The 22,507-nt window shown below is 60.3% G+C and carries 16 protein-coding genes; 9 read left to right on the top strand and 7 right to left on the bottom strand.

What is annotated here, in order from left to right; genetic code table 11:
• Positions 1–407: 407 nt before the first annotated feature.
• Positions 408–1,166, bottom strand: coding sequence for a DUF1889 family protein (locus NKJ01_RS33060; protein WP_352734554.1), 759 nt, complete (start codon positions 1,164–1,166; stop codon positions 408–410).
• Positions 1,167–1,335: 169 nt separating this feature from the next.
• Here NKJ01_RS33060 and NKJ01_RS33055 point away from each other — a divergent pair, with 169 nt between their 5' ends.
• Together NKJ01_RS33055 and NKJ01_RS33050 are read left to right on the top strand one after the other, a co-directional pair.
• Positions 1,336–2,046: an E2 ligase fold family C protein gene (locus tag NKJ01_RS33055; protein ID WP_352734558.1), complete on the top strand. Its 711-nt coding sequence runs from the start codon at positions 1,336–1,338 to the stop codon at positions 2,044–2,046.
• Positions 1,973–2,773, top strand: coding sequence for a hypothetical protein (locus NKJ01_RS33050; protein ID WP_352734552.1), 801 nt, complete (start codon positions 1,973–1,975; stop codon positions 2,771–2,773). Before NKJ01_RS33055 ends, NKJ01_RS33050 begins: the two co-directional genes overlap by 74 nt.
• A gap of 243 nt (positions 2,774–3,016) precedes the next feature.
• On the opposite strand, the gene NKJ01_RS33045 is transcribed toward NKJ01_RS33050, so the two are convergent.
• Together NKJ01_RS33045 and NKJ01_RS33040 are read right to left on the bottom strand one after the other, a co-directional pair.
• Complete coding sequence (locus NKJ01_RS33045) at positions 3,017–4,432, bottom strand: mannose-1-phosphate guanylyltransferase/mannose-6-phosphate isomerase (protein ID WP_352734556.1); 1,416 nt, start codon at positions 4,430–4,432, stop codon at positions 3,017–3,019.
• Between the two features lie 240 nt (positions 4,433–4,672).
• Positions 4,673–5,659, bottom strand: coding sequence for a nodulation protein NodZ (locus NKJ01_RS33040; RefSeq protein ID WP_352734550.1), 987 nt, complete (start codon positions 5,657–5,659; stop codon positions 4,673–4,675).
• A 972-nt stretch (positions 5,660–6,631) separates the two neighbouring features.
• Between NKJ01_RS33040 and gmd the strand changes: the two genes are divergently transcribed.
• From gmd to NKJ01_RS33025, 3 genes are all read left to right on the top strand, one after another.
• Positions 6,632–7,702, top strand: coding sequence for a GDP-mannose 4,6-dehydratase (gene gmd, locus NKJ01_RS33035; RefSeq protein WP_352734548.1), 1,071 nt, complete (start codon positions 6,632–6,634; stop codon positions 7,700–7,702).
• Positions 7,702–8,646, top strand: a complete 945-nt coding sequence (fcl, locus tag NKJ01_RS33030; RefSeq protein WP_352734546.1) for a GDP-L-fucose synthase — start codon at positions 7,702–7,704, stop codon at positions 8,644–8,646. Before gmd ends, fcl begins: the two co-directional genes overlap by 1 nt.
• Positions 8,647–8,998: 352 nt before the next feature.
• Positions 8,999–10,420 carry a phosphomannomutase gene (locus NKJ01_RS33025; RefSeq protein WP_352734544.1) on the top strand — a complete coding sequence of 474 codons (1,422 nt, stop codon included), beginning with the start codon at positions 8,999–9,001 and terminating at the stop codon, positions 10,418–10,420.
• A 168-nt stretch (positions 10,421–10,588) separates the two neighbouring features.
• Here the strand turns inward: NKJ01_RS33025 and NKJ01_RS33020 are convergent, their stop codons facing one another.
• The 4 genes from NKJ01_RS33020 to pdxR all read right to left on the bottom strand — a co-directional run bounded on the left by NKJ01_RS33020 (position 10,589) and on the right by pdxR (position 16,142).
• Complete coding sequence (locus NKJ01_RS33020; protein WP_352734542.1) at positions 10,589–12,985, bottom strand: transketolase; 2,397 nt, start codon at positions 12,983–12,985, stop codon at positions 10,589–10,591.
• Positions 12,986–13,036: 51 nt separating this feature from the next.
• On the bottom strand, positions 13,037–13,987 hold the full coding sequence (locus NKJ01_RS33015) for a PDR/VanB family oxidoreductase (protein WP_023697831.1): 951 nt from the start codon (positions 13,985–13,987) through the stop codon (positions 13,037–13,039).
• Positions 13,988–13,993: 6 nt separating this feature from the next.
• A complete protein-coding gene (locus NKJ01_RS33010; RefSeq protein ID WP_352734540.1) occupies positions 13,994–14,485 on the bottom strand; it encodes an MOSC domain-containing protein in 492 nt (163 codons plus the stop codon).
• A 160-nt stretch (positions 14,486–14,645) separates the two neighbouring features.
• A complete protein-coding gene (gene pdxR / locus NKJ01_RS33005) occupies positions 14,646–16,142 on the bottom strand; it encodes a MocR-like pyridoxine biosynthesis transcription factor PdxR (RefSeq protein ID WP_502905940.1) in 1,497 nt (498 codons plus the stop codon).
• An 83-nt stretch (positions 16,143–16,225) separates the two neighbouring features.
• On the opposite strand from pdxR, the gene NKJ01_RS33000 reads away from it, so the two are divergent.
• The 4 genes from NKJ01_RS33000 to NKJ01_RS32985 all read left to right on the top strand — a co-directional run bounded on the left by NKJ01_RS33000 (position 16,226) and on the right by NKJ01_RS32985 (position 22,239).
• Positions 16,226–17,458 carry a trans-sulfuration enzyme family protein gene (locus tag NKJ01_RS33000; RefSeq protein WP_352734536.1) on the top strand — a complete coding sequence of 411 codons (1,233 nt, stop codon included), beginning with the start codon at positions 16,226–16,228 and terminating at the stop codon, positions 17,456–17,458.
• 52 nt (positions 17,459–17,510) lie between these two features.
• Positions 17,511–18,410: a dihydrodipicolinate synthase family protein gene (locus NKJ01_RS32995; protein WP_352734534.1), complete on the top strand. Its 900-nt coding sequence runs from the start codon at positions 17,511–17,513 to the stop codon at positions 18,408–18,410.
• A gap of 1,156 nt (positions 18,411–19,566) precedes the next feature.
• Positions 19,567–20,025, top strand: a complete 459-nt coding sequence (locus NKJ01_RS32990) for a (2Fe-2S)-binding protein (protein WP_352734532.1) — start codon at positions 19,567–19,569, stop codon at positions 20,023–20,025.
• A gap of 3 nt (positions 20,026–20,028) precedes the next feature.
• The gene (locus tag NKJ01_RS32985) at positions 20,029–22,239 is read left to right on the top strand and encodes a xanthine dehydrogenase family protein molybdopterin-binding subunit (RefSeq protein ID WP_352734530.1); all 2,211 of its coding nucleotides are present in this window, start codon (positions 20,029–20,031) and stop codon (positions 22,237–22,239) included.
• Positions 22,240–22,507: the final 268 nt, after the last annotated feature.

Here is a 22,507-nt window from a genome sequence, read left to right as displayed (position 1 = left end):
GTCTCCCCATCGAAAGCTTGACCCCAGCACCGCGGTGCTCAAGGCCGCCGGATACGCACGTCTGCGGTCTTCACCGGATGCGTACCCCTCTTTGACATTATCTCCAGGTGAAGCGGTCCCAGCGGAGAAAAATGGGAAGCGCCCTTCAGAATGTCTTCAACCAGACCAGGCTGAAGCTGGACGATGTCTCAAGTTCGGTTGCATGCCGACCGCAAAAACGCCGGGAAGTCGCGGGATACACCGAAGCCGATTTCTGCTCGATGCAAACCCTATTGCGGTGGAGTGCCAAAGCCTTCCAGTTGCCAACCGCTTCAAGGTCGGGACGATGCGATGGTGCCGCACCGCCTCATGTCCGGCGCCTTCGAATTGAACAATGACAAATGACCTCGAACCGGCTCTACACGCATTCACGAGTCAGCCTGCCAGCGCCGGTAGCGCCCTTCGGGATCGTGGATGCCCGAAAGGCTCGGTTTGGCCCTCAGCGCCCATATCTTCCTGGCCAGCGCTTCGAGATCTGCGGCGTGGTCAGGCCGCCATCCACGCCGGATAGCCCAAGACTTGATATTTGCAGATTGGTCGGAGTGTCCCTTGGTTCGGAGAATGCGCATGATCTCGTTTGCCATCGCCTTGTCGCGAGGATGCCCCAGGCCGGTCGATAGGTTGATCATGCTGGATAGCGTTTCAATCGCGCGCACAAACACAGGGTCGTCGATCAGGGCGGATGGCGGAGCCTGTTGCGCCTGGCCGTGTATGATCGCGCCCCAGCGGGCCACCCAACCATCCGCCGCTGCGGGGATGTCCGGGACGACCACTACGCCAGCGATGTTATTCAGATCATCGACAAAATCGAGGATTCGCGGCTCCGCATAGTAGACCACAACCACCGACTTTCGCGGCGGGTAGCGCCATGTCTTCATGGTTTCAGCATGCAAGCGGCCACCCCCGGACAGTGAGATCGGTCCCTTGGCAAGAGCCTTGACATGGCCAGCACCCAACGACTGGGAAAGACCCGTGTGGTCCAGCTGTTGCTTGGTATGTACTAGTAGGACTATGTCCTGTACCTCCGGTCCAAATTTCTCACAGATCTTCTGGGCATAACCCAGCGCAATGCGAAGCGCTTCGGCGTCTTGGTCGACTGGTACGAGGATCCGAATGGGCTTGGTCATGTTTATTCTCTGACTTACTGGAGCTTGCCTTCACCTATGATTCCGTATCTTTTCCTCCTAGCGTGGAATCACCGGAGCTATGAGCATAGCACGTCGCGCGTGACCTGGGTGTTGACGCAGCTATGTCCGCTTCTGGTAGACGGAAATGCTAGTGGAGTGATGGTCACGCATCTCTCTCAAAATTGAGGCTAGAGTTGACAGAGTTGGATTTCGGTTCCTCTCCCTCCAGGGCAGCGTCCCTAAAATTGCGCCCTCGACGCCGACGAGCTCCTCGACAAGCCTGTGTGCCGAGGGCCAGGCGACGCGTGACCTTACGGTCAGGTTGCTTGCCAGACTGTATCCGGTTCTGGCCATAGTCCCCCTGGATATGGTCGCGAGCTCTCAAGCCCAAGCGCTCGAGCGCTTGGCAAAGTCGATCAATCCAAAATTCAGCATCCGGCGTTCCGGCAAGTATGCGACGGTCTGTGTAGCTGCAGGCGCGGTGCACCCATCACTTCGGTGCCCAACGTTTTTCATGGGATCGCAGGGTTGGGCGGCAAAGCTGTCGCGTACGGACCCGGTGGGCTCTGGCTCGAGCTTGCTGCCCTTTGGAGCTGGCGCCGCAAGCTGCTTCGCCGCGGCCAACGTCTTTCGAACCATCTTTGCTTCCCAGCTGACCGGCGCCGAGCTGGACGAGAACATCGACCTCTCTTTGTGCACCTACAACAAGATTGGCGAAATGCACCTCGTTGGGCTCGGCGCGATAGGCCATGGCTCGCTCTGGGCGCTGGCGAGGCAATCCGGTCTGTCGGGGCGCCTGCATGTAGTTGATCACGAAGCTATCGAACTCTCACCTGCAGCGCTACGTGTTGGCAGGTCAGGCGGAGGTCGGCCTCTCTAAGGCGGCCCTTGCAACCAACGCCCTTCGGTCCACCGCCCTTGAAGTCGAGGCGCACCCTATGAAGTGGGCAGAATATGTTGCGCGCCGGGGCGACTGGGTATTCGACCGAGTGGGTGTGGCGCTTGACACCGCCGCCGACCGTCTAGCTGTCCAAGGTGCTCTGCCCCGATGGATCGCGAACGCCTGGACTCAGGAGCAAGATCTAGGCATCTCGCGGCATGGTTTCGATGACGGCCAGGCTTGCCTTTGCTGCATGTACATGCCGACCGGGAAATCCAAGGACGAACACCAACTGGTCGCGGAGGAACTCGGAATGCCGGAAGCACACGATGAGGTAAAAACGCGCCTGCAGACCAATACCGGGGTCCCCAATGAGTTCGTAGCTCGGGTGGGTACGGCGATGGCTGTGCCGTTTGGGCCGCTCGCCGCGTTTGTTGGCCAGCCCCTCCGTTCCTTTTATCAGCAGGCTATCTGCGGCGGTCTGGTGTTCCAGCTTAGCGATGGAAGTCGTCTCGTTCGAACCGTGGTTCCGATGGCCTTTCAATCAGCGCTTGCCGGGATCATGCTTGCCGCAGACCTAGTCAAGCATAGTGCGGGTTTTCCGATGAGTCGGACAACCAGCACTACTGCGCCCCCTTTGGTTCTCACCTCCATGATCCGAAAGCCAAAGATTCCAGCGGCCGCTGCATCTGCAGCGATGAGGATTTCATTTCCGCCTACAGGCTGAAATACGGCTGTGCCGTTGAACAGCTGAGCAACGGGTCCGCCTAAAAAGATCTGAAGTCTTCGTTACCGCGGACGGCGCGCTGTCAAGCGCTCACCGATGTTTTCGACCACGATCGAGTGCCTGATGAGAGTGCGGGGCGGATACTATGACACGCTCGGCCCGCTGCTTGTCAATGTCAGGCCCAGAACCCACGACAGAGATCCTTGAGCGACGGCTCGCCGTTTAACGTTTTTGTACTGTTATCTACGTTCGACCATATTCGTCGTCGAAGCGAACGATATCATCCTCGGCGAGATAATCGCCGCTCTGCACTTCAATGATAACCAGGTCAATTCTGCCTGGGTTCTCGAGCCGATGCTTATGGCCGCAGGGGATGTAAGTAGATTCGTTTGTCCCCAGGAACAGCTCCTGCTCGCCATTGACGATTTTGGCGGAGCCGCTGACCACGACCCAGTGCTCCGAACGATGATAGTGCATCTGCAGGCTCAACTGGCGACCGGGCTTCACCTCGATGCGTTTGATCTTGAAGCGCTCGCCTTCCTCCAGAACCGTATAGGTACCCCAGGGCCGGTGTACCGTGCTATGGACCAGATGAGCTTCATGTCCCGAAGCCTTGAGGCCCTCGAAGAGCTTCTTAACGTCCTGAACGCGGTCGCGGGATGTGACAAGCAAAGCGTCCGGGGAATCCACGATCACCAGATCGCTTACGCCCACCGTGCCGATGACGCGCTTGTCGGAGCTCACATAGGTGCCGGTCGTGTCGACCATGTGCACATCGCCGCGTATCCTGTTCCCGCTTTCGTCGGGGGCGATCAAATCGGCCATTGCGTTCCAGGATCCGATGTCGTTCCAATCCATGTCGCAGGGAATCACGGCAAGTCTGCTAGTCTTCTCCATGACAGCGTGGTCGAGCGAGATTCGCGGCGCGGAACCGAAATGCTCAGGCGCGAGTTCGATTTTGGCAAAGCCTTGGCATTGACTGGCGCGGCCGTTCTCATAGCTGTCGGCGACGGCCTGGAGCACCTCGGGACAATGCAAAACCATCTCGTCGAGCATGGTTTGCGCACTGAAGCAGAAGATGCCGGCGTTCCAGAAGAAGCGTTGAGACGCGACATAGGCTTTGGCTGTCTCCAGATCCGGTTTTTCAACGAAACGGACGACGTTCTCACCATCTGCTTCGATGTAGCCGAATGCGGTGTCCGGTCTGGTTGGGGTGATGCCCAATGTGGCGATCCGCCCGAGCTTCGCATGTTCCATGGCCAGGCCCATGACGTCTAGAAACGCAGGCAGGTTGCCAATCAGGTGATCGGCCGGGAAGACGCACAGGATCGCGTCAGGGCCTTGCGTTGCCCTCGCATGGATCGCGGCTGCAGCCACGGCGGCGGCCGTATCCCGAGCTTCGGGCTCGAGCAGAAAGGTGCGTGGCAGGACCACGGAATCCAGTTCGTCAAATTCGTCCTTGGTCAGGAAGAGGTGGTCCCCGGATGTCACAGCGACGAGTTCCACGACACCTTCTATCGAAGCGGCGCGCAGCACAGTCTGCTGAATGAGAGAATATCCATCCGCTACTTTGAGGAAAGGTTTGGGGTGCGATTGCCTTGAGGCGGGCCATAGCCGCGATCCGGCTCCGCCGCTGATGATCACGGGAATGACTTTCATAACCAACCTCAATTTCGTCTCTGGAGTGATCGCCCGCGTTCTTTCGAGCGTCAGCGTCACGATCGCCGTCGCTCTGGCTTGTCTGCGGCCCCCGCGTAACAGCGAAGTTCTGGCGCGTTGCAGGCGGCGTCAGATGACGACGCTATCGGTAATGTACGACGCCTCCACTGGCGTCGGTGAGAAATGCGCATTCAACTATGCCTGTTGGTTGCGTCTGCCGAATTGCGCAGGTGGCGGGTCTTAACTGAGATCAGAGACTTGGCTGCCTTCTATCAAAGTCAAACGACTTGGCTCTTTCAGATCGAATTCAATTACCCGTGGTGCGAAAAGGCGTGCATATCGTGTAAAGGCGCTCGTTGGGGGAAACCGAATTACGGTATCGCAGCGCCCGAGAAGATACATCTCAACGAGGGCGGAAATTCCGCCGTCAATCCCGAGTGCTGCAGTGTGTAAGGGGCCACCTTGATTGGATCCGAAGTGCTTCGGGACAGTGAGCAGATCGGGAAACCTGGCCGACAGAAGATCCAGTATCCGCGCGCTGTCCGTGCATAAGAACAGCCGCACAGGCCTGGGGTGCGGTAACGCCTTAGCCTTGTCAATTGCAGCGCACACTTGCCGAACGGCGAGCTCCGGATCGGCCCAGTAGGGCGCATGCTCCATGATGTCTTCACCGTTACCGTGCCGAACATGAATCCCAATGATACTGTGCCCCTCAAAACATTCCTGATAAATGGCATCTATGCGGGCTTGAATTTCTGGCCGAGGCTGGACACTCTGGAACACCTGCCGCTCTGCATCCTCATCGCACCGCCACATCAGACAAGCGTCACACACTACTGTGTTCGCTTCGACATCGTGTTCGGCCTGAAAGAGCTCGCCCAACTCATCGCGCTCTTGGAAAATCTGGCCATCTGGCCGGTAAAGGCACTCGATCGCCGGCCTGTTCCACCACTCCGGGAAGAATGGACCAGGGAAGGAAACGTCGTTGATCCGGTCGTCGGAAATAGCCGGCACGCCAGCGATGTCATTGATCGGCTGGAAGAACACCGCAAACGCATTTGTGAAGGGTTGGTCGAGGTAGCAGGCCCCCCGCCAGTCGATGACTAGAGTTCGTCCCGACCGCTGCGCGTAGCGCCAAGCGGCCGCCAATGACCACAGACAATCACCGAACCCCGTACGCCTCCGAGAGACGACGAACCGGCGCTTTTCCAATCCACTAACATGCATTTTCGGAAATCTCGTTCAGAGAGGAGGTTGCATCCGGTTTGGAATCCTTAGTCGACACGTAGACCCTACGCCGGGCGCTTGGCAGAGGCCGGGCCATAGGGCAGAAGAGCTCACTCAGCACTGCCCACTAATCCCGTGACGCTCGCACAGCTTGAAGCCGATGCCCTCGCTTCCGGTTCAGCCTTCTCTACTGGGCCTCCTCGGCATATGTAAAATCTATTGAGTGGATGCCGGCCATCCATGCGTTGGATGCCATGATGAAGGGGCTCGGCTGACGCGGGCCCGGCCAATAGAGCCGAAACAGCCGGGGAACGCTGCGACACTGCCTGCCGGAGCAAATCGTTCCGTCGACGCCATACGCCAAGGGTGCAAGGCTGCATACAGCAACCGTACCGGGCGAGATGAGGTCGACAGCTCGACGCGCCTGGAACCAGCTGATCGACAGAATCTGCAGTCTGCTCCCAAAGTTCTGCACGACCTGTGCCGGATGCTGTGGTGAGGGCTCGCGGCCACGAACTTTGTCCTCGCCCCGAACGGAAGCTCGCGCCTACGACTCCGGGCCGGCGATGCGCCCCCGCTGCTCGGTCAGACCATCCATTCTGTGGATGCACTTTATCCAAACAATCGATTTCACTGATCCAAACAATTCCCATTAGAAGACGCTGAAGCAAGAAAGAAAGGCGTCCTCACTCGCTGATGGATGAGCAAATCAGCTGCAAGGTGCTGGGAGTACATGTCGCTCACGGCGTGAGCTGAGCGGCACTCAGACCGCATGTACGAAGCCGACGGTTAGCCGCGCAACTCTATTTTGCTGTGACTCCAAGCAAGAGGTGTGCTCGGCTGGCGGACCGTCAATGACGAGCTTCGCGCCGCATCTGTCGAAGTGCTCCATAGCGCACGGGGCTGGCCGCACATTGTGTCGGCGTGGCGAGCCGGAGCCGAAACTTTAAACTTTAATAGAGTAGGAATAGAATGGGCGATAGCAGGAAAGTTGCTCTTATTACGGGCATAACTGGACAGGATGGTGCCTATCTTGCCCGTCTTCTTCTCAAAAAAGGCTACATCGTTCATGGGATTAAGCGACGTTCCTCTTCCTTCAACACGGGTCGTATCGAAGACCTCTACCAAGACCCGCACGAATCCGATCCGCGCCTGATCTTGCATTACGGTGACCTCACTGATTCGACTAACCTCATCCGCGTGGTTCAGGAATCTCAGCCAGACGAAATTTACAACTTGGCTGCTCAGAGCCATGTCCAGGTGTCGTTCGAAACGCCGGAATACACAGCAAACGCCGACGGTATCGGTACATTGCGACTTCTTGAGGCGATTCGCCTCCTCGGTCTGAGGGACAAGACCCGCTTCTATCAAGCCTCGACTTCAGAGCTATACGGCCTCGTGCAATCGGTACCGCAGAACGAAAAGACGCCCTTTTATCCGCGCAGCCCTTACGCCGCCGCCAAGCTCTACGCCTACTGGATGGTGGTCAACTATCGCGAGGGCTATGGTATGCACGCTTCCAACGGCATTCTCTTTAATCACGAAAGCCCGCTGCGCGGCGAAACTTTTGTGACGCGCAAGATCACCCGCGCTGCCGCTGCTATCTATCTCGGCAAGCAGGACAAGCTTTATCTCGGCAATCTCGATGCTCAACGCGATTGGGGCCATGCGCGTGAGTACGTGCGAGGTATGTGGATGATGATACAGCAGGATCAACCGGATGATTACGTGCTGGCTACGGGCAAAACGACTCCTGTCCGCCAATTCGTCGAGTGGGCTTTCGAAGATATCGGCGTCGAGATCGAATGGCGTGGCAAGGGTGTCGGCGAAAAGGGCTATGATGTAGCGAGCGGCAGATGCCTAGTCCAAGTGGACCCACGCTACTTCCGCCCCACGGAAGTCGATCTTCTCCTGGGTGACGCTACCAAGGCGAAGGAGAAGCTCGGCTGGGTGCATGAGACATCCGTGCGCGAGCTTGCTGCGGAAATGGTACGCGAAGACCTGAAGGTCATGCAGACATCTGTAGTCATGAAGGAAGCGTAATGTATGATCTGAACGGAAAAACCGTGTGGGTCGCTGGCCACAAAGGTATGGTGGGCAGCGCTGTTGTACGCCGACTCGCGTCTGAAGACTGCAAAGTTGTGGCCGCCCCTCGGGGAGAGCTAGATCTCAAGCGACAGACCGAGGTTGAAAACTTCGTGGCAGTGATGAAACCGGACGCTATCATTATGGCGGCGGCAAAGGTAGGTGGTATTCTCGCGAACGCCACCTATCCGGTCGACTTTCTTTACGACAATCTGATGATCGAGGCCAATATCTTCGCGGCAGCCCACGAAAACAATGTCGACCGCGTCCTCTTCCTCGGCTCGTCTTGCATCTATCCGAAGATGGCACCACAGCCCATTCCTGAAAGCGCGCTTTTGACCGGGCCACTAGAGCGCACCAACGAATGCTACGCCGTCGCCAAGATCACCGGCATCAAAATGGCTCAAGCCTATCGCCAGCAATATGGCCGCGACTACATCTCCGCTATGCCGACGAATCTCTACGGGCCAGGCGACAATTATGACTTGCAGTCAAGCCACGTCATCCCAGCGCTGATCCGGAAAGCGCATGAAGCTAAGCTCATAAGTGATAAGCAAATCACCATCTGGGGCACGGGCACACCACGTCGGGAATTCATGCACGTCGACGACTGCGCCGACGCATTAGTCTTCCTTCTGAAGAACTACTCTGACCATGATCACGTCAATCTCGGCTGCGGACAGGACATCACGATCCTAGAGCTGACTAGAATGATCTGCCGTGTAGTCGGATTTACCGGGGAGATCGCGCATGATCACTCTAGACCTGACGGTACACCGCGAAAGCTGATGAGCGTCGACAAGCTGCGCACTTTGGGATGGGCAGCAAAGATCACTCTCATGGAAGGCATCGAGAGTGTCTATCATGCATTTCTGAACGGGAGCTACACCGAATGGCGATAGATAAGAGGATTTGCTGCGTCTCAGGCCTGTACGCGCTTTCGGGACCCAGAGCTAATGTAGACTGAGACAATCACTCGATGGCGATAGCGCTCATGTGAGCCAGCCGCGAGGAGCCCTGCCGGACCCGGACCCCATCCGCTCCAACCTCGTCGCCGTGAAGGTCACGGTGCGCTGCCCACGCCGACGCCGACTGCGTCAATCCTCACAAGGGTAACCGTCGAGAACCGAACGCGTCTACGGTAACCGAATGTACTTCTTGTTCTCGTCCGAGGGATCTGTCGATGGGCATTCCGGACGAGCCAAAGTTTGAGCATGTTACCTTCAAAACCCGGTTAGCAACGTCGGATTTGGTATGAAATTCGGAACAAGTGGATTACGGGGCCTGGCGACAGAATTGGCAGGAGCCGCCTCTGCCCTATATGCAACGGCATTCGCGACATTCCTGCTGGAATCCGGCCTGGCCAGAATTGGCGACGAGATACTCATAGGGCGCGACTTTCGCGCCTCGAGTCCGGCCATCGCCGCCCACTGTGCGGCGGCACTGTCTGCGCTCGGCTTCATCGTAGTCGATTGCGGCGCAGTCCCCACCCCTGCCCTGGCACTGTATGCTCAGGCGCGTAAGAGTGGTTGTTTGATGATCACAGGCTCGCACATTCCGGCCGACCGTAATGGAATAAAATTCTATCGACCCGACGGTGAGATCGACAAGGGTGATGAGCGGGAGATAACGCGCATCGCCTTGCAGTTGGAGAAGCGCGGATACGTCCTTGAAGGTGCTGTTGCACGTCGGCAGCACCGGGAGGCCGAATGCAAGGCCTTTTTCATGGCGCGCAATCGAAAGCTTATGGAGATTAATGCTCTAAAGGGCTTAACGGTGGGCGTATATCAGCACAGCACAGTCGCGCGCGATCTCTTGGTTGACATTCTCTCATATCACTGTGCGACGGTCGTAACCCTGGGACGTTCGGAAGGTTTCATTCCTGTCGACACTGAAGCGGTCTCTGACGAGACTGCTCAACAGTTCAAGCTCTGGGCCAAAGAGCATCGGCTTGATGCGGTCGTCTCGGCAGATGGCGATGGTGACCGCCCACTGGTAGCTGACGACCACGGAGACCCCCTTCGCGGTGATTTGTTAGGCCTGATTACGGCGAACTTCCTGCAAGCGAAGGCAGTCGTCACGCCGGTCACATCAAACTCTGGTATCGAGACCGCAGGTTCTTTTAAAGTCGTGCGTACCAAGGTTGGATCGCCATTTGTTATTGCTGCCATGCTCGATTTGGTTGCGTCGGGTCACGAGCGCGTGGTTGGTTTCGAAGCAAACGGTGGTTTGTTGACCGGCACGGACTTTGACCCGAACGGAACTAAACTGCCAGCGCTACCTACACGCGACAGTTTTCTCCCCATCCTTGCGGCACTTTCCCTTGTTAGTACAAGTGGGCAGCCACTGTCGGAGATTGGCAGTTCCTTTCAATTGCCGGCAGCGGCGGCGGATCGCTTGGAAAATTTTTCCGTCGAAAGCAGCACTCGCCTCATGACATACCTTCGTACAGCGGAAACTAACATCGCCGACTTCGTCGGGTCGATTGGAGTGGTAAGCAAGGTTAGCGATGTTGACGGACTTCGTATCACTCTCGCGGATAAGCGTGTCTTGCATTTGCGTCCATCCGGAAATGCCCCGGAAATGCGGTGCTACGTCGAAGCCGAAAATCGGGAGGACGCGGAGCTTTTGCTCCGGACTGGATTGGATCGAATTCGTAATTGGACGCAAGGCTAAATAAAAGCCGCCTCCCTGCGTATTCCAGGTGACCCTGGGGGTCGCACAAGCTACTCAAGCGCGATCAGAACGTCCACAGTGTCCCGGCCCTGTCCGCTTTGAAGCGAACCGGAACGCCCGTGGAAACAGCCGATCCGTACCAGCCACGGAGCATCCGGTAGCTCATGGTCAAGGCAGCGCCTTCCGGTAGCGAACAGCCGGTCCCGCACTGACCGCCTGCGCCGCATGTACGATGGCGTTGGTGTCCAGGCCGTGGTGACGGTATAGGTCCGCAATAGTCCCCGTCTGGCCGAACTGCTCGACCCCGAGCGCCTTCACGCGATGCCCGTTAACCCCACCGAGCCACGCGAGCGTCGCCGGGTGGCCGTCGATCACGGTGACGATGCCGCAGTCACGCGATAGCGGCGCGAGCAGCCGCTCGATATGACTCAGGGCGCCAATCGCGCCACGCTGCCGGGCACGTTCCGCCGCCTGCCAGCCCGCATTAAGCCGGTCCGCGGAGGTGATCGCGAGCAGCCCGACATCGCGCCGGTCCTCCGCCAGAAGACCCGTCGCGGCAATCGCCTCCGGCGCGACGACGCCTTGATAAGCAATGACGACACTCGCGTTGGGCCCAGGCGGACGCAGCCAATAGGCGCCATTGACGATGTCCCGCGCGAGCGCCGGGTTCATGTCGCGCAGCGGCTGCTCGAGCGGCCGGGTTGACAGGCGAAGATAGACCGATCCTCCGGTCTGATCACGCAGCCACGTCGTCTCATCCGGATCCCCCTCGCCATTACGTTGCATGTAATCGAAGGCAAAGCGCATGATCACGGACAGTTCGTCGACGAAGGCCGGTTCGAAGGCGCAAAGCCCATCCTGCGCCATGCCGATCAATGGGGTGCCGATCGACTGGTGTGCTCCGCCCTCGGGCGCCAGCGTCACGCCCGAGGGCGTTGCGACCAGCATGAAGCGCGCATCCTGATAGCAGGCGTAGTTTAGCTGGTCGGCCGATCGGTAGATGAAGGGATCATAGACTGTCCCGATCGGCAGCAGGCGCACGCCATTGATCGAGTGCGAGAGACCGAGCGCCCCGAGCATGATCATCAGGTTCGACTCGGCGATCCCGAGCTCGAGGTGCTGCCCCTTCGGCCCAAATTCCCAGGTAAAGGTCGACGGAATGCGTTCGGCCTTGAAGGTGTCCGCCATGGTCTCCCGGGCGAAAAGGCCGCGCCGGTTGACCCAGCCACCGAGATTGGTCGAGACCGTCACATCGGGCGAGGTGGTGACAATGCGGTCGGCAAGCAGACTGCGCTCGCGTGCGATGTCGTTCAGGATCTGGCCGAACCCCATCTGGGTCGAGAGCGGCTTGCCGGGCTGCCCCGGTGACGGAAGGGTTTCAGGCACCGGCACCGACGGCGCAGATAGCCTCCTACGCCCCTCACTGAAGAACGGCGCCTTTGCGAAGAAGGCGTCAAGTTCCGCTTCCGGCAAGGTGGCGGCCGCCCATTTGTCCCACTCCTCACCCCGCTTTACGCCCATTTGCAGGCGGTAGTCTTCCATCTGCGTGGGCGTCATCTGCCCCGCGTGGTTGTCCTTGTGTCCGGCAAGCGGCAGACCGTAGCCCTTGATGGTGTAACAGATGAAGCAGACGGGACGGTCATGCCTGGACGCCGCCTCGAAGGCTTCGAGGAGGCTCGGCATGTCATGCCCGCCGAGGTTCGTCATCAACGCCTGCAACTCGTCGTCGGAGCGGCGTTCGATCAGAGTGGTGACCGGCCCTTGGTCTCCGATCTCGTCGAGCAGCCGCTTGCGCCAGGCAGCACCCCCTTGGAAGGTCAGCGCCGAATAGAGCTGGTTCGGACAGCGCTCTATCCACTCGAGCAGCTTCTCGCCCCCCGGCTCGGCAAAGGCAGCCTCTTGCAGAGCGCCGTGGCGCAGGACCATCACGTCCCAGCCGAAGTTGCGAAAAATCTGCTCGAAACGCTGCCAGAGGCCCTCCCGGATCACGGCGTCGAGCGACTGGCGATTGTAGTCGACCACCCACCAGCAGTTCCTGAGCCCGTGCTTCCAGCCTTCGATCAGGGCCTCGTAGATGTTGCCCTCATCCATCTCGGCGTCGCCGATCAGGCTGACCATTCGGCCCTCGGCACGCTCCTTCATCCAGCCGTGACCCGAGACGTAGTCCTGCACCAGCGACGAGAACAGCGTCTGAGCAACGCCGAGACCCACCGACCCGGTCGAGAAGTCGACATCGTCGACATCCTTCGTCCGCGAAGGGTAGCTCTGCGCGCCCTTGTAGCCGCGGAAGTTCATGAGCTTTTCGTGGGTCTGGTTGCCCGCCAGATACTGAAGTGCATGGAAGATCGGCGCCGCATGGGGTTTGACCGCCACCCGATCCTGCGGGCGCAGGACCGAACCGTAGAGCGCGGTCATGATGGTACTCAGCGACGCGGACGAGGCCTGATGCCCCCCGACCTTGATCTCATCGCCCTCGCGGAGGTGGTTGGCGTGGTGGATCGTCCAGGCTGCGAGCCAGGAGACGCAGCGCTCGATCTCGTTCAGATATTCCAGTTTCCTCGTCATTCAGTTTCCCGCAAATCAGCTGCCGGTCTCACAGGACCCCCGCCCAAATGGTCAAAGATCGAGTTTCAACACACCTGTCGCGCGCGACACGCAGGGGATGAAGCGGTGGCCGCGTGCCTCCTTGGACAGGACGGCATCCCGATGGATCGGCTGTCCCGCCAGCATTGCGCATTCGCAGGTCCCGCACACCCCGTTCTCACACGAGGCCATCAACGGCACACCGGCCGCACGCAAGGCGGCCAGTGCCGTGGTCTCAGCCGAAACCTCAACCACCCTGCCCTCAGCCAGTTCTATGACAAATGGTTCCGGTGGCGCGCCATCAAACTCGGGAGGCTGGAAAGTTTCGAAATGAACAGTACCCTCGGGCCAGTGTTGAGCCGCGCGCCCCACAACCGCCATGAAGCCAGGCGGTCCGCAGTAGTATGTCTGCGCGTCGTCCGAACGGTTCGCCAGCAGCGCGGCGATGTTCTGCCGGGTCTGAGGCTCGTCGTCGAAATGGATCCGCACATTGCCGCCAGGAAGATCGCTCCCGATCGCCGCCAAGAGTGGCGTGAGCGCCCGGCTGCGGGTGAAATAGTGCAACTCGAAGGGCTTGGCCTGCCGGGTGAGCGCGCGCGCCATGGCCAGAATCGGGGTGATCCCGATTCCCCCTGCCAGCAGCAAAGTCGGCCCCTCGCCTGGCTTGAGCGCAAAATGGTTGCGTGGCGCGGAGACAGGCAGTGTGGAGCCGACGGCAATGGTTTCGTGGATCCACGCCGAGCCGCCACGGCCGTCATTCTCGCGCTTCACCGCGATGGTGTAGCGGCCAAGCTCGGTCGGGTCGCCGCAAAGTGAATACTGACGCACCTTCCCTTCAGGCAGATGGACGTCGACGTGAGAACCCGCTTCGAACGCCGGCAGCACAGGTTTGCGTGGGTGTTTCAGGTCGATGACCAGCACGTCGCCCGGCTCCTTGCGGGCGGCGGTCACGGTCAGCTTCATGATGATGCGCGGCGAGGCCATGGCGTTTCACTCGTCGATGGGCAAGATCAGATCACCGGGGCGGATCACGCCCCCGACCTCGATTGTGCAGTTCAGGCCGGAGCGGTTCAGAAGCCCCTCGTAGAGACCCGGAAGCCCGAGCAACTCCTCGATATACTTGCACGGCACATTCATCCGGGCGGCCCTGAGAATCGTTTCCCCGACCCGGAAGCGTTTGCCGACAAGATGGCTAAGCGGAACGCCTCGTGTCGTCAGATTGCGCCGGTGATCTTCGGGTGCGAGCTTGGCCTTGAAGCCCGGAATTCTGGGTTCGCCCTGCGCGATGGCGTCCAAGACTTCAGCTTCGATCAGCGTCACTTCGCGAACGTCAGGACGCGCGGAATAGGTCCCCGTCCCCAGGTAGTAGCGGTCTCCGACAATGCCTTGGCCGGCAATAAGCTGCGCCTGCGCCAGCTCCTCCATTTCATAGGAGGCGGCAGGCGCGATATGGACGTGAAGCAGCTTTCCTCGCCAGATCATGCATCGCTCTCGGAAATTCGTCTCGTGGAAACCTGCTGCAAAACTGGCCTGATCAACAGCGCCAGTTGCATGGCATTTTCCCGGTCCAGTTGGCTGTTTGGAAAGAAATACGGGGGGCCCTCGGACCGTTTTCAGCGCCAGCTTTCGGCGTCGCCCCGTCTCAGTTGTTCCGCGCCGGCATCGCGTCTTGCACCTGCTTGACAACCTCTCGCAGGACCTCAACGCCCTTCCCGATCTGCCGAATGCTCAAGGCGGCATAGCCCATGACAAGTCCGACGCGATTGGTGCGGCCTTGGTCCGATGGCCGTTCGTAGAGCGGCGAGATCAGGTGTAGCCCCAGGCCAGCGTCGCGGGCGGATTCGACCAAGGCCGTTTCCCGCGATCGTGGCAGGTCATTGAACCAAACCGCGACGTGCAGTCCCGCATCTGCTCCCTGGACAGTGATGCGATCCCCGAAGCTGTGCTGCAAGGCACCCAACAACGTTTCCCGACGCTCGCCGTTCAGCCTGCGCACACGGCGCACATGGCTTTCGTAGCCGCCGCTCTCGATCAACGATGCCAGCGCTTCCTGTTCAGCGACCGGCGAATGCCGGTCTGCGAATTGTTTGGCGGTTGCGAAGACCTCCTGCAATTCGGGCGGGACGACGAGGTAGCCGATGCGCAGCATCGGCGAGAGCGTTTTGGAGATCGTGCCGAGGTAGATGACAGCCCCGTGGTCCTCGAGACTGTGCAGCGGAGGGACCGGATTGATGTCGTAGCGATATTCGCTGTCGTAGTCGTCCTCGATCACATAGGCGTTGTTGTGCCGCGCCCATTCCAAGAGTTGGTCGCGGCGCGCGATCGGCATGACGCCGCCCAGCGGAAACTGATGCGATGGCGTCACATAAGCCAGTCGTGCTCCGATCCCCGCCAGCAACTCGGTCCTCATCCCGTCTTCGTCGACGATGACCGGGATGGGTGAGGCACCCGTACTGGCAAAGACCTGACGCGCCATCCTGTAGCACGGATCCTCGATGACGAAACGGTCGGCGGGATCGAGAAGCAGGCGCGCGCACAGATCAAGGCCCTGCTGCGAACCGTTCACAACTATGATCTGGTCGAGGTCGCAGCTCAGGGTCCGGGCGCGCCAGAGATAGCCCTGAAGCGCCTGGCGAAGCCGGCGCGAGCCGCGAGGATCGTCATAGGCAAGACGCAGCGGGCGCTGCCCCATCGCCTCGTTCATCGCGCGTTTCCAGACCAATGAAGGGAAATCCGACGGCGCGAGGTCGCCATAGCGGAACTCGACCTTCAGCCCAGTCGGCAGATAATCTGGCCAGGGTGACGTCGCGCGCAGCCGCTCGCCATATGCGGACAGGTGGATCGGGCCGACCCGTTGCGCGTGAGTGCGCCCCGTCCCATGGCCCATCAACGAAGACGCAACGCGAGGTCGTGCGCCTTGACGGACTTCGATGAAACCCTCCGCAGCCAGTTGCTCATAGGCGACCGTCACCGTGGTTCGCGAAACGCCGAGGTCATTTGCCAGGGCCCGTGAGGATGGCAACTGACTGCCGGTTTCGTAGACGCCGCCGAGGATTTGCTCGCGAAGGGCTTCGTATATCTGGCGTGCACCCATCGCGTGCGAGCGCGCTGCAGACCGGGCACTTGAAGACTGGACCATCTCTTTCATCGCCAACTGGATATTTCACATTGGCCAGGTTGCCGTCAATCTTTCGGAACCCCAAGAGAGATCGCAGAGGCCGAATGACCAGCTCCCATCAATCCGAAACCGATGCTCCCACGGGGTCGCTCAACCGCACCAGCCCCGGATTTGCCACCCGGGCGATCCATCATGGCTACGATCCGGCCGGCTTTTCCAATGCCGTCCAGCCGCCAGTGTTCCTGACGTCAACCTATGGGTTCGAAAGCGTGGCAGCAAACGATGCCGCCGCCGCCCTTGGTGGACGGCTCTATGCGCGCGAATACAATCCCACGACCGAGATCCTCGAGCAGCGGCTCGCCAATCTGGAAGGAGCCGAGGCGGGGCTGGTTGTTGCCTCGGGGATGGCGGCCTTCGGCACTCTGATCCTGTCGCTCCTGTCCCAGGGCGATGAACTCATCGTCCACAAGACGCTTTATGCGAACACGCTTGCCATGGTCGAACAGGCGGTCCCCCGCTTCGGCATCAAGGTCGTCGCGGTCGATCTGTCAAATCCCCACAATCTCGATGCTGCGATCACCGAGCGGACGCGGCTGGTTTTCTTCGAGACGCCGGTGAATCCGCTGAGCCGCATCCTCGACATAGCGGCAATTGGCGAGCGCGCTCACGCGCGCGGTGTAAGGGTTGCAGTCGACAGCACCTTCGCCTCGCCCGCGCTCCAGCGACCGCTTGAGCACGGGGCGGACATCGTGCTCCATTCGCTGACCAAGTACATCAATGGTCATGGCGATGCCCTTGGCGGGGCGCTTCTCGGCGACGCCCAAACGCTCCGTACGCTGCATGAAACGGGCCTGCGCTACATCACCGGCGCAGCGCTCTCGCCCATGTCAGCTTTCCTGATCCTGCGCGGTCTGAAGACGCTGACGCTGCGTATGGAACGGCACAGCGCCACGGCCCTTGCGGTGGCTCGGGCGCTGGAAGCGCACCCGGCGGTGGCATTTGTGAGTTATCCGTTCCTCGACTCGCACCCTGATCAGGTGACGGCGCGAAAACAGATGTCCAACGGATCGGGCATGTTGGCCTTTGGCCTCCACGCTGGATACGAAGGCGCGCGCCTGATGATGGACCGGCTCAACCTGATCACTCGCGCCGTCAGCCTCGGCGATGCCGACAGCCTTATCTATCATCCAGCAAGCCTCACCCGTGCTCGGCAGCCGATCCGCAAGGATGCCCATTTGGCCGATGGAGTCGGCGAGGATCTCATGCGTCTCTCGGTGGGGCTTGAAGACGCTGATGACCTGATCGCCGATCTGCGGCGGGCTTTGGACGTCTTGTAATGACCTGGCGTGCGGCCACCTCTGCGCTCACACATAGATCTGGAGCCTTGCCATGGCATTCCTGAGCGGTCTTTCCGCGTTCCCCATCACCCCGACCAATCGTGACGGCCGCGTCGATAGCGTTGCCCTGCGCAGGCTGATTGCTCGGCTTGGCATTGCTCAGGTCGATTCCATCGGTCTTCTCGGCAGCACCGGCACATACATCTATCTGTCGCGCGAGCAACGGCGGCGGGCGCTCTCCGAGACCTTGGACCAAACGGCGGGGCAAATGCCGGTCGTGGTGGGTGTGGGCGCGCTGCGCACCGATGAAGCCGTGGGGCTCGCGCAAGACGCCAAGGCCCTTGGAGCAGCTGCGGGTTTGCTTGCCGCCGCCTCCTACACCCCGCTTACTGATGACGAGGTGTTCGAACATTTCTCCACTGTGGCGCGCGAAAGTGGCCTGCCGATCGTCGTCTACGACAATCCAGGAACGACGCATTTCCATTTCAGTCCACCCCTTGTCAGCCGCCTGGCAAAGGTGGCTGGGATTGTCGCCATCAAGAATCCGACAGACAAAAGCGATGCGATCAAGAACCACCTGACCGCCCAGAGGCGCACACTGCCGGAAGGGTTCTCGATTGGCTACAGCGGCGACTGGAACGCCGCCGAGGCCATGATCGCCGGCGCCGACACATGGTACAGCGTCCTCGCGGGCATCCTGCCCGAGGTCTGCATGACGATCGTCACAGCGGCGCAACAGGACGATGCGGCCGAAGCGCGACGGATCGATGCCGCGCTGGTCCCGATCTGGAGCCTCTTCAAGGAGTTCTCGAGCCTTCGCGTCGTCTATGCACTCGCTGAATTGCTCGACATTTGCGCCGACCCCCCGCGTCCCATCCTGCCTCTGCCCCCAGCAGCGAAGCGCCAGATCGCCGCCGCGTTGAAAGGTTTGCCATCGGATGCCAGCCGGTGAACAGCAAACCCCGTTCGGCAAGTGAAAGGTATTTACCCGCTCATTTCGAGAACTGATCGAAAACAACGCACTCGGCGTGCTGATAGCCATGGCTGGAGCGGTCTCGACGCCAATCACACCCCCTTCGAACTCGACAATCGACTGCGGAGGTACAGACTGCGCAGGGCACTCCGCCCATGCCGCACCGTTCGCCTTCAAAATCGGTGGTTTATCCATTGGAATGGCATCGAGCCGGCGCTTTACTTCCGGCCCGGTGCGCGCATTGAAGCCGGTGCCAATGCCGCCGGCGAACACCAGATTTCCGTCCTCGACATTCGCCAGAGCACGCTTCCCGACCGCCGTAACTGTTGCCGGGTTCGCAGCCGATGACGATGAACTCATCACTCAGCACGCATTTTGTCTCACCCATTCTTGGCGCCGGCCGGATCGATATGGACTGACACGCAGCTTGGAGACGATGCCCTCGAGGCCGAACTGGGAGACTTGCGCGAGAATGTCGCTGCCGCCGCTGATCTCGTCGCTCAGAACGATGCCGTTTGGCGGCGTCTCAGCAGGTTAACTAGCGCTTTGCGCCGATCGACGAGTGGCCGATCGCGAAGACCCTCGCCGTCGATCTTGAGCAGGTCGAAGCCGGCAAGCATGGTCCTGACGTCTCCCGCCGCGGCCAAGAGCCCGCTGAAGACTGGGAATGCGCGACAAGCCTTCTGGTCAACGACGAACGCCTGACCGTCTATTATCGCGTCCGAGGCGCCGAGCTCGGCCACCGCCCGGGACGATAGCCGGAAACCTGAGGGTCCAGTCGTGGAGGTTGCGGGTCGAGGTAGGCCCCCATCGATAGTCGTCCCATTTCATTTCGTGTAGCCAATCAGGGCCCTGCCGGACGCGGCCGACCAGCGGTCGATGTTCGCGACGACCCGAATGTCCAGTCTCGTGTAACCCAGCCTAAAGCGGCCTGTCCGCCCAAAAAATGACATTCAGTTGCCTCCAGCCTTTCGACACGACCCACTTCACGATCTCGTAACTCGCCAACCTAGCGGCTTGTTGCTTGAGCTGCGCGTTTCTAGGGTGTGGTCGCTAGGCCTCAGCAACAAGAGCTCGGTTGCCAGGCGGGCGGAGGCTCAACGAGATAGCCAGCTCAGGACAAGGAGAGCAAGCAATGGTCGCTTTTACCCTCAATGGCGAGGCGCGAACACTCGACGTCGATCCAGAGATGCCGCTGCTCTGGGCGGTCCGTGACGTCATCGGACTCACGGGAACGAAATTCGGTTGCGGGCTTGCCCAGTGCGGCGCTTGCACGGTTCACGTTAACGGCATGCCGACGCGCTCGTGCCAGACCGCAGTCGGCGACATCGATGGAGCCTCGATCACCACCATTGAGGGTGTGTCGGGCAAGATAGGCGAAACGGTCCAGGCCGTGTGGGCCGAGTTCGACGTACCTCAATGCGGCTATTGCCAGTCTGGCCAGATCATGTCGGCCGTGGCCCTCCTTACAGAGACGCCTAAGCCGTCGGACGATGATATTGATTCGGCGATGAGCGGCAATCTCTGCCGCTGCGCCACCTATCATCGCATCCGCGCGGCCATCCACGAGACCGCCAACCGGCTGGAGACTTGAGGCATGTCGCAGTTTCTCTCGAAGCATAACTCCGTGCGGCCCACGCGCCGCCGGTTCCTCGTCGGCGCGGGCGTCACCACCGCTGGCCTCGCCGTGGGCTACCGGCTAGTGCTGGCGGCGTCCGACATCGCACAAACGACTACTGCAAAGGTTCAGGCGAACCCCTTCCAGACCTATGTCGAGATCACAAAGGAGAACCGAATCATCATCTACTCCTCGCAGTTCGAGATGGGACAAGGCTCCTATTTCGGCATCGCCACCCTGGTTATGGAAGAGCTCGACGGCGACTGGGCGCAGGTGGACGTGGTCGGCGGATATGGCAATAACGCGCTCTACGGCAATCTCGCCTGGGGCGGGGCCGCGCAGGCAACTGGTGGCTCCACGTCGATGAGTTCGTCGTGGGAACGCTACCGCAAGGCGGGTGCTGCCGCACGGGCCTTGCTGGTGGCGGCCGCGGCGCAGCGGTGGGATGTGCCAGCCGGCGAGATCAAAGTCGCTTCCGGGGTCGTGTCGCACGCCTCAGGGATGCAGGCGCGCTACGGTGACCTGGCTGAAGCCGCAGCGGGAATGCCGGTTCCCGACGACGTGCCGCTAAAGCCGCGCGACAAGTGGGCCCAGATCGGATCGGACAGCCTCAAGCGCTACGATTCCGCCGGCAAGACCAACGGCGCGCAGACCTACACGATCGACCTCATGATGGAGGGACTCCAGACGGCCGTTATGATCCATCCGCCGAAGTTCGGCGCCGAGATCGAGAGCTTCGACGCAACCAAGGCCAAGGCACTCGACGGCATTGTCGATGTCGTCCAGACGCCGCGAGGCATTGCCGTGGTTGGCAGGGACACCTGGACGGCGCTCAAGGGCCGCGACCTCGTGGAGGTGACCTGGAACGAGGAGAAGGCCGAAGGGCGCGGCACGGCCGAGATCATGGCCGAATACAACAAGGCAGCAGACGATCTGGGCGCGGCCACCGCGCGCGACGACGGTAACACTCCCGCAGCGTTCGCCAGTGCTGAGAAAATCATCGAGGGGCACTACGAATTCCCCTATCTTGTCCATGCTTCGATCGAGCCACTCAACGCGGCCGCCCGAATCAACGAAGACGGCACCATCGACGTCTGGGGCGGACACCAGATGCCCGACCTTTATCAGGCGGCTGCCGCTCAGGTAGGCGGCACCACGCCGGACAAGGTGAGGCTGCACGTGATGAAGACCGGCGGCAGTTTCGGCCGCCGCGCGGTCTTGGATGCAGATCTCATTATCGAAGCTGTTTCCACAGCGCGTGCACTGGGACGCGGCAAGCCAGTGAAGGTGCAGTGGACCCGCGAGAATGACATGCGGGGTGGGCGGTACCGGCCGGCCTATGTGCACGCAGTCAAGGCGGGGCTCGACAAGAAAGGCAATGTCGTCGCTCTCCATGACCACATCGTGGGCCAATCGGTCTTGGGCGGTTCGACCTCTGCGGCGATGATCAAGAACGGCATCGATCCAACCTCCGTAGAGGGCGCCACCAACCTGCCCTATGCGATCCCGAACCTGAAGGTCGAGCTGACCACCACGGACGTGAACATCCCAGTGCTGTGGTGGCGTTCGGTAGGCTCCACCCACACCGCTTACGCGGTGGAAACCCTGATCGATGAGCTCGCCGCCGCTGCGAACCGTGATCCGGTCGACTTCCGCTTGTCAATGCTCGGTCACCATCCACGGCATGCCGCCGTGCTTAAAGTGGCTGCTGAGAAGGCAGGCTGGGACAAGCCTCTGCCGGAAGGCCGTTTCCGCGGCGTGGCCCTGCATGAAAGCCTCTCGACCTATGTCGCCGATGTGGTGGAGATCACCCTCAACGATGAAAATGGTTTCAAGGTCGACCGCGTCGTCTGCGCGGTAGATTGCGGCACCGCGATAAATCCTGACCAGATTCGCGCTCAGATGGAGGGCGGTATCGGCTTCGGGCTAGGCGCGATCCTCCAAGAAGAGCTGACCCTGAAGGGCGGTGTCGTAGACCAAGAGAACTACGATACCTATACACCGCTCAGGATCGAGCAGATGCCGCGAGTCGAGGTGCACATTGTGCCGTCCGAGGAGCCGCCCACGGGAGTTGGTGAGCCAGGTGTGCCGCCGATCGGCCCGGCCGTCGCCAACGCGCTACGGGCGGCGACGGGCAAGACTATCCGCAAGCTGCCGATTATAAAGAACATGTCAGGAATGACACCATGAAACAGCCGCGATGAAGATCGCGCCGTTTTCGAACGCCTCCTGACAGGCGCTCATCTCCATGGGTCAAATTCCGGCGGCTGCCCGCTCCAATATCCGGTTTGGAGACGGCACCCCGTGTTCTGAACGACCACAGACGGGCCTTGGCGCCGGTTCCACTGAAGAACCGCTTTCGAGACGCAAATGAGTTGTGTGCGTCAAGTTCTGCAAAATGGCGTGGCATCGCGGTGACGTCGGCGTGTCCGCCGCGCAGCCCCCGTGTTTAGCTGGG

The organism is Mesorhizobium sp. M0276, from assembly GCF_040321755.1.
Lineage (GTDB): Bacteria > Pseudomonadota > Alphaproteobacteria > Rhizobiales > Rhizobiaceae > Mesorhizobium.
Note: the sequence above shows the minus strand (reverse complement) of the source record. Positions and strands in the feature narration are given on the sequence as shown.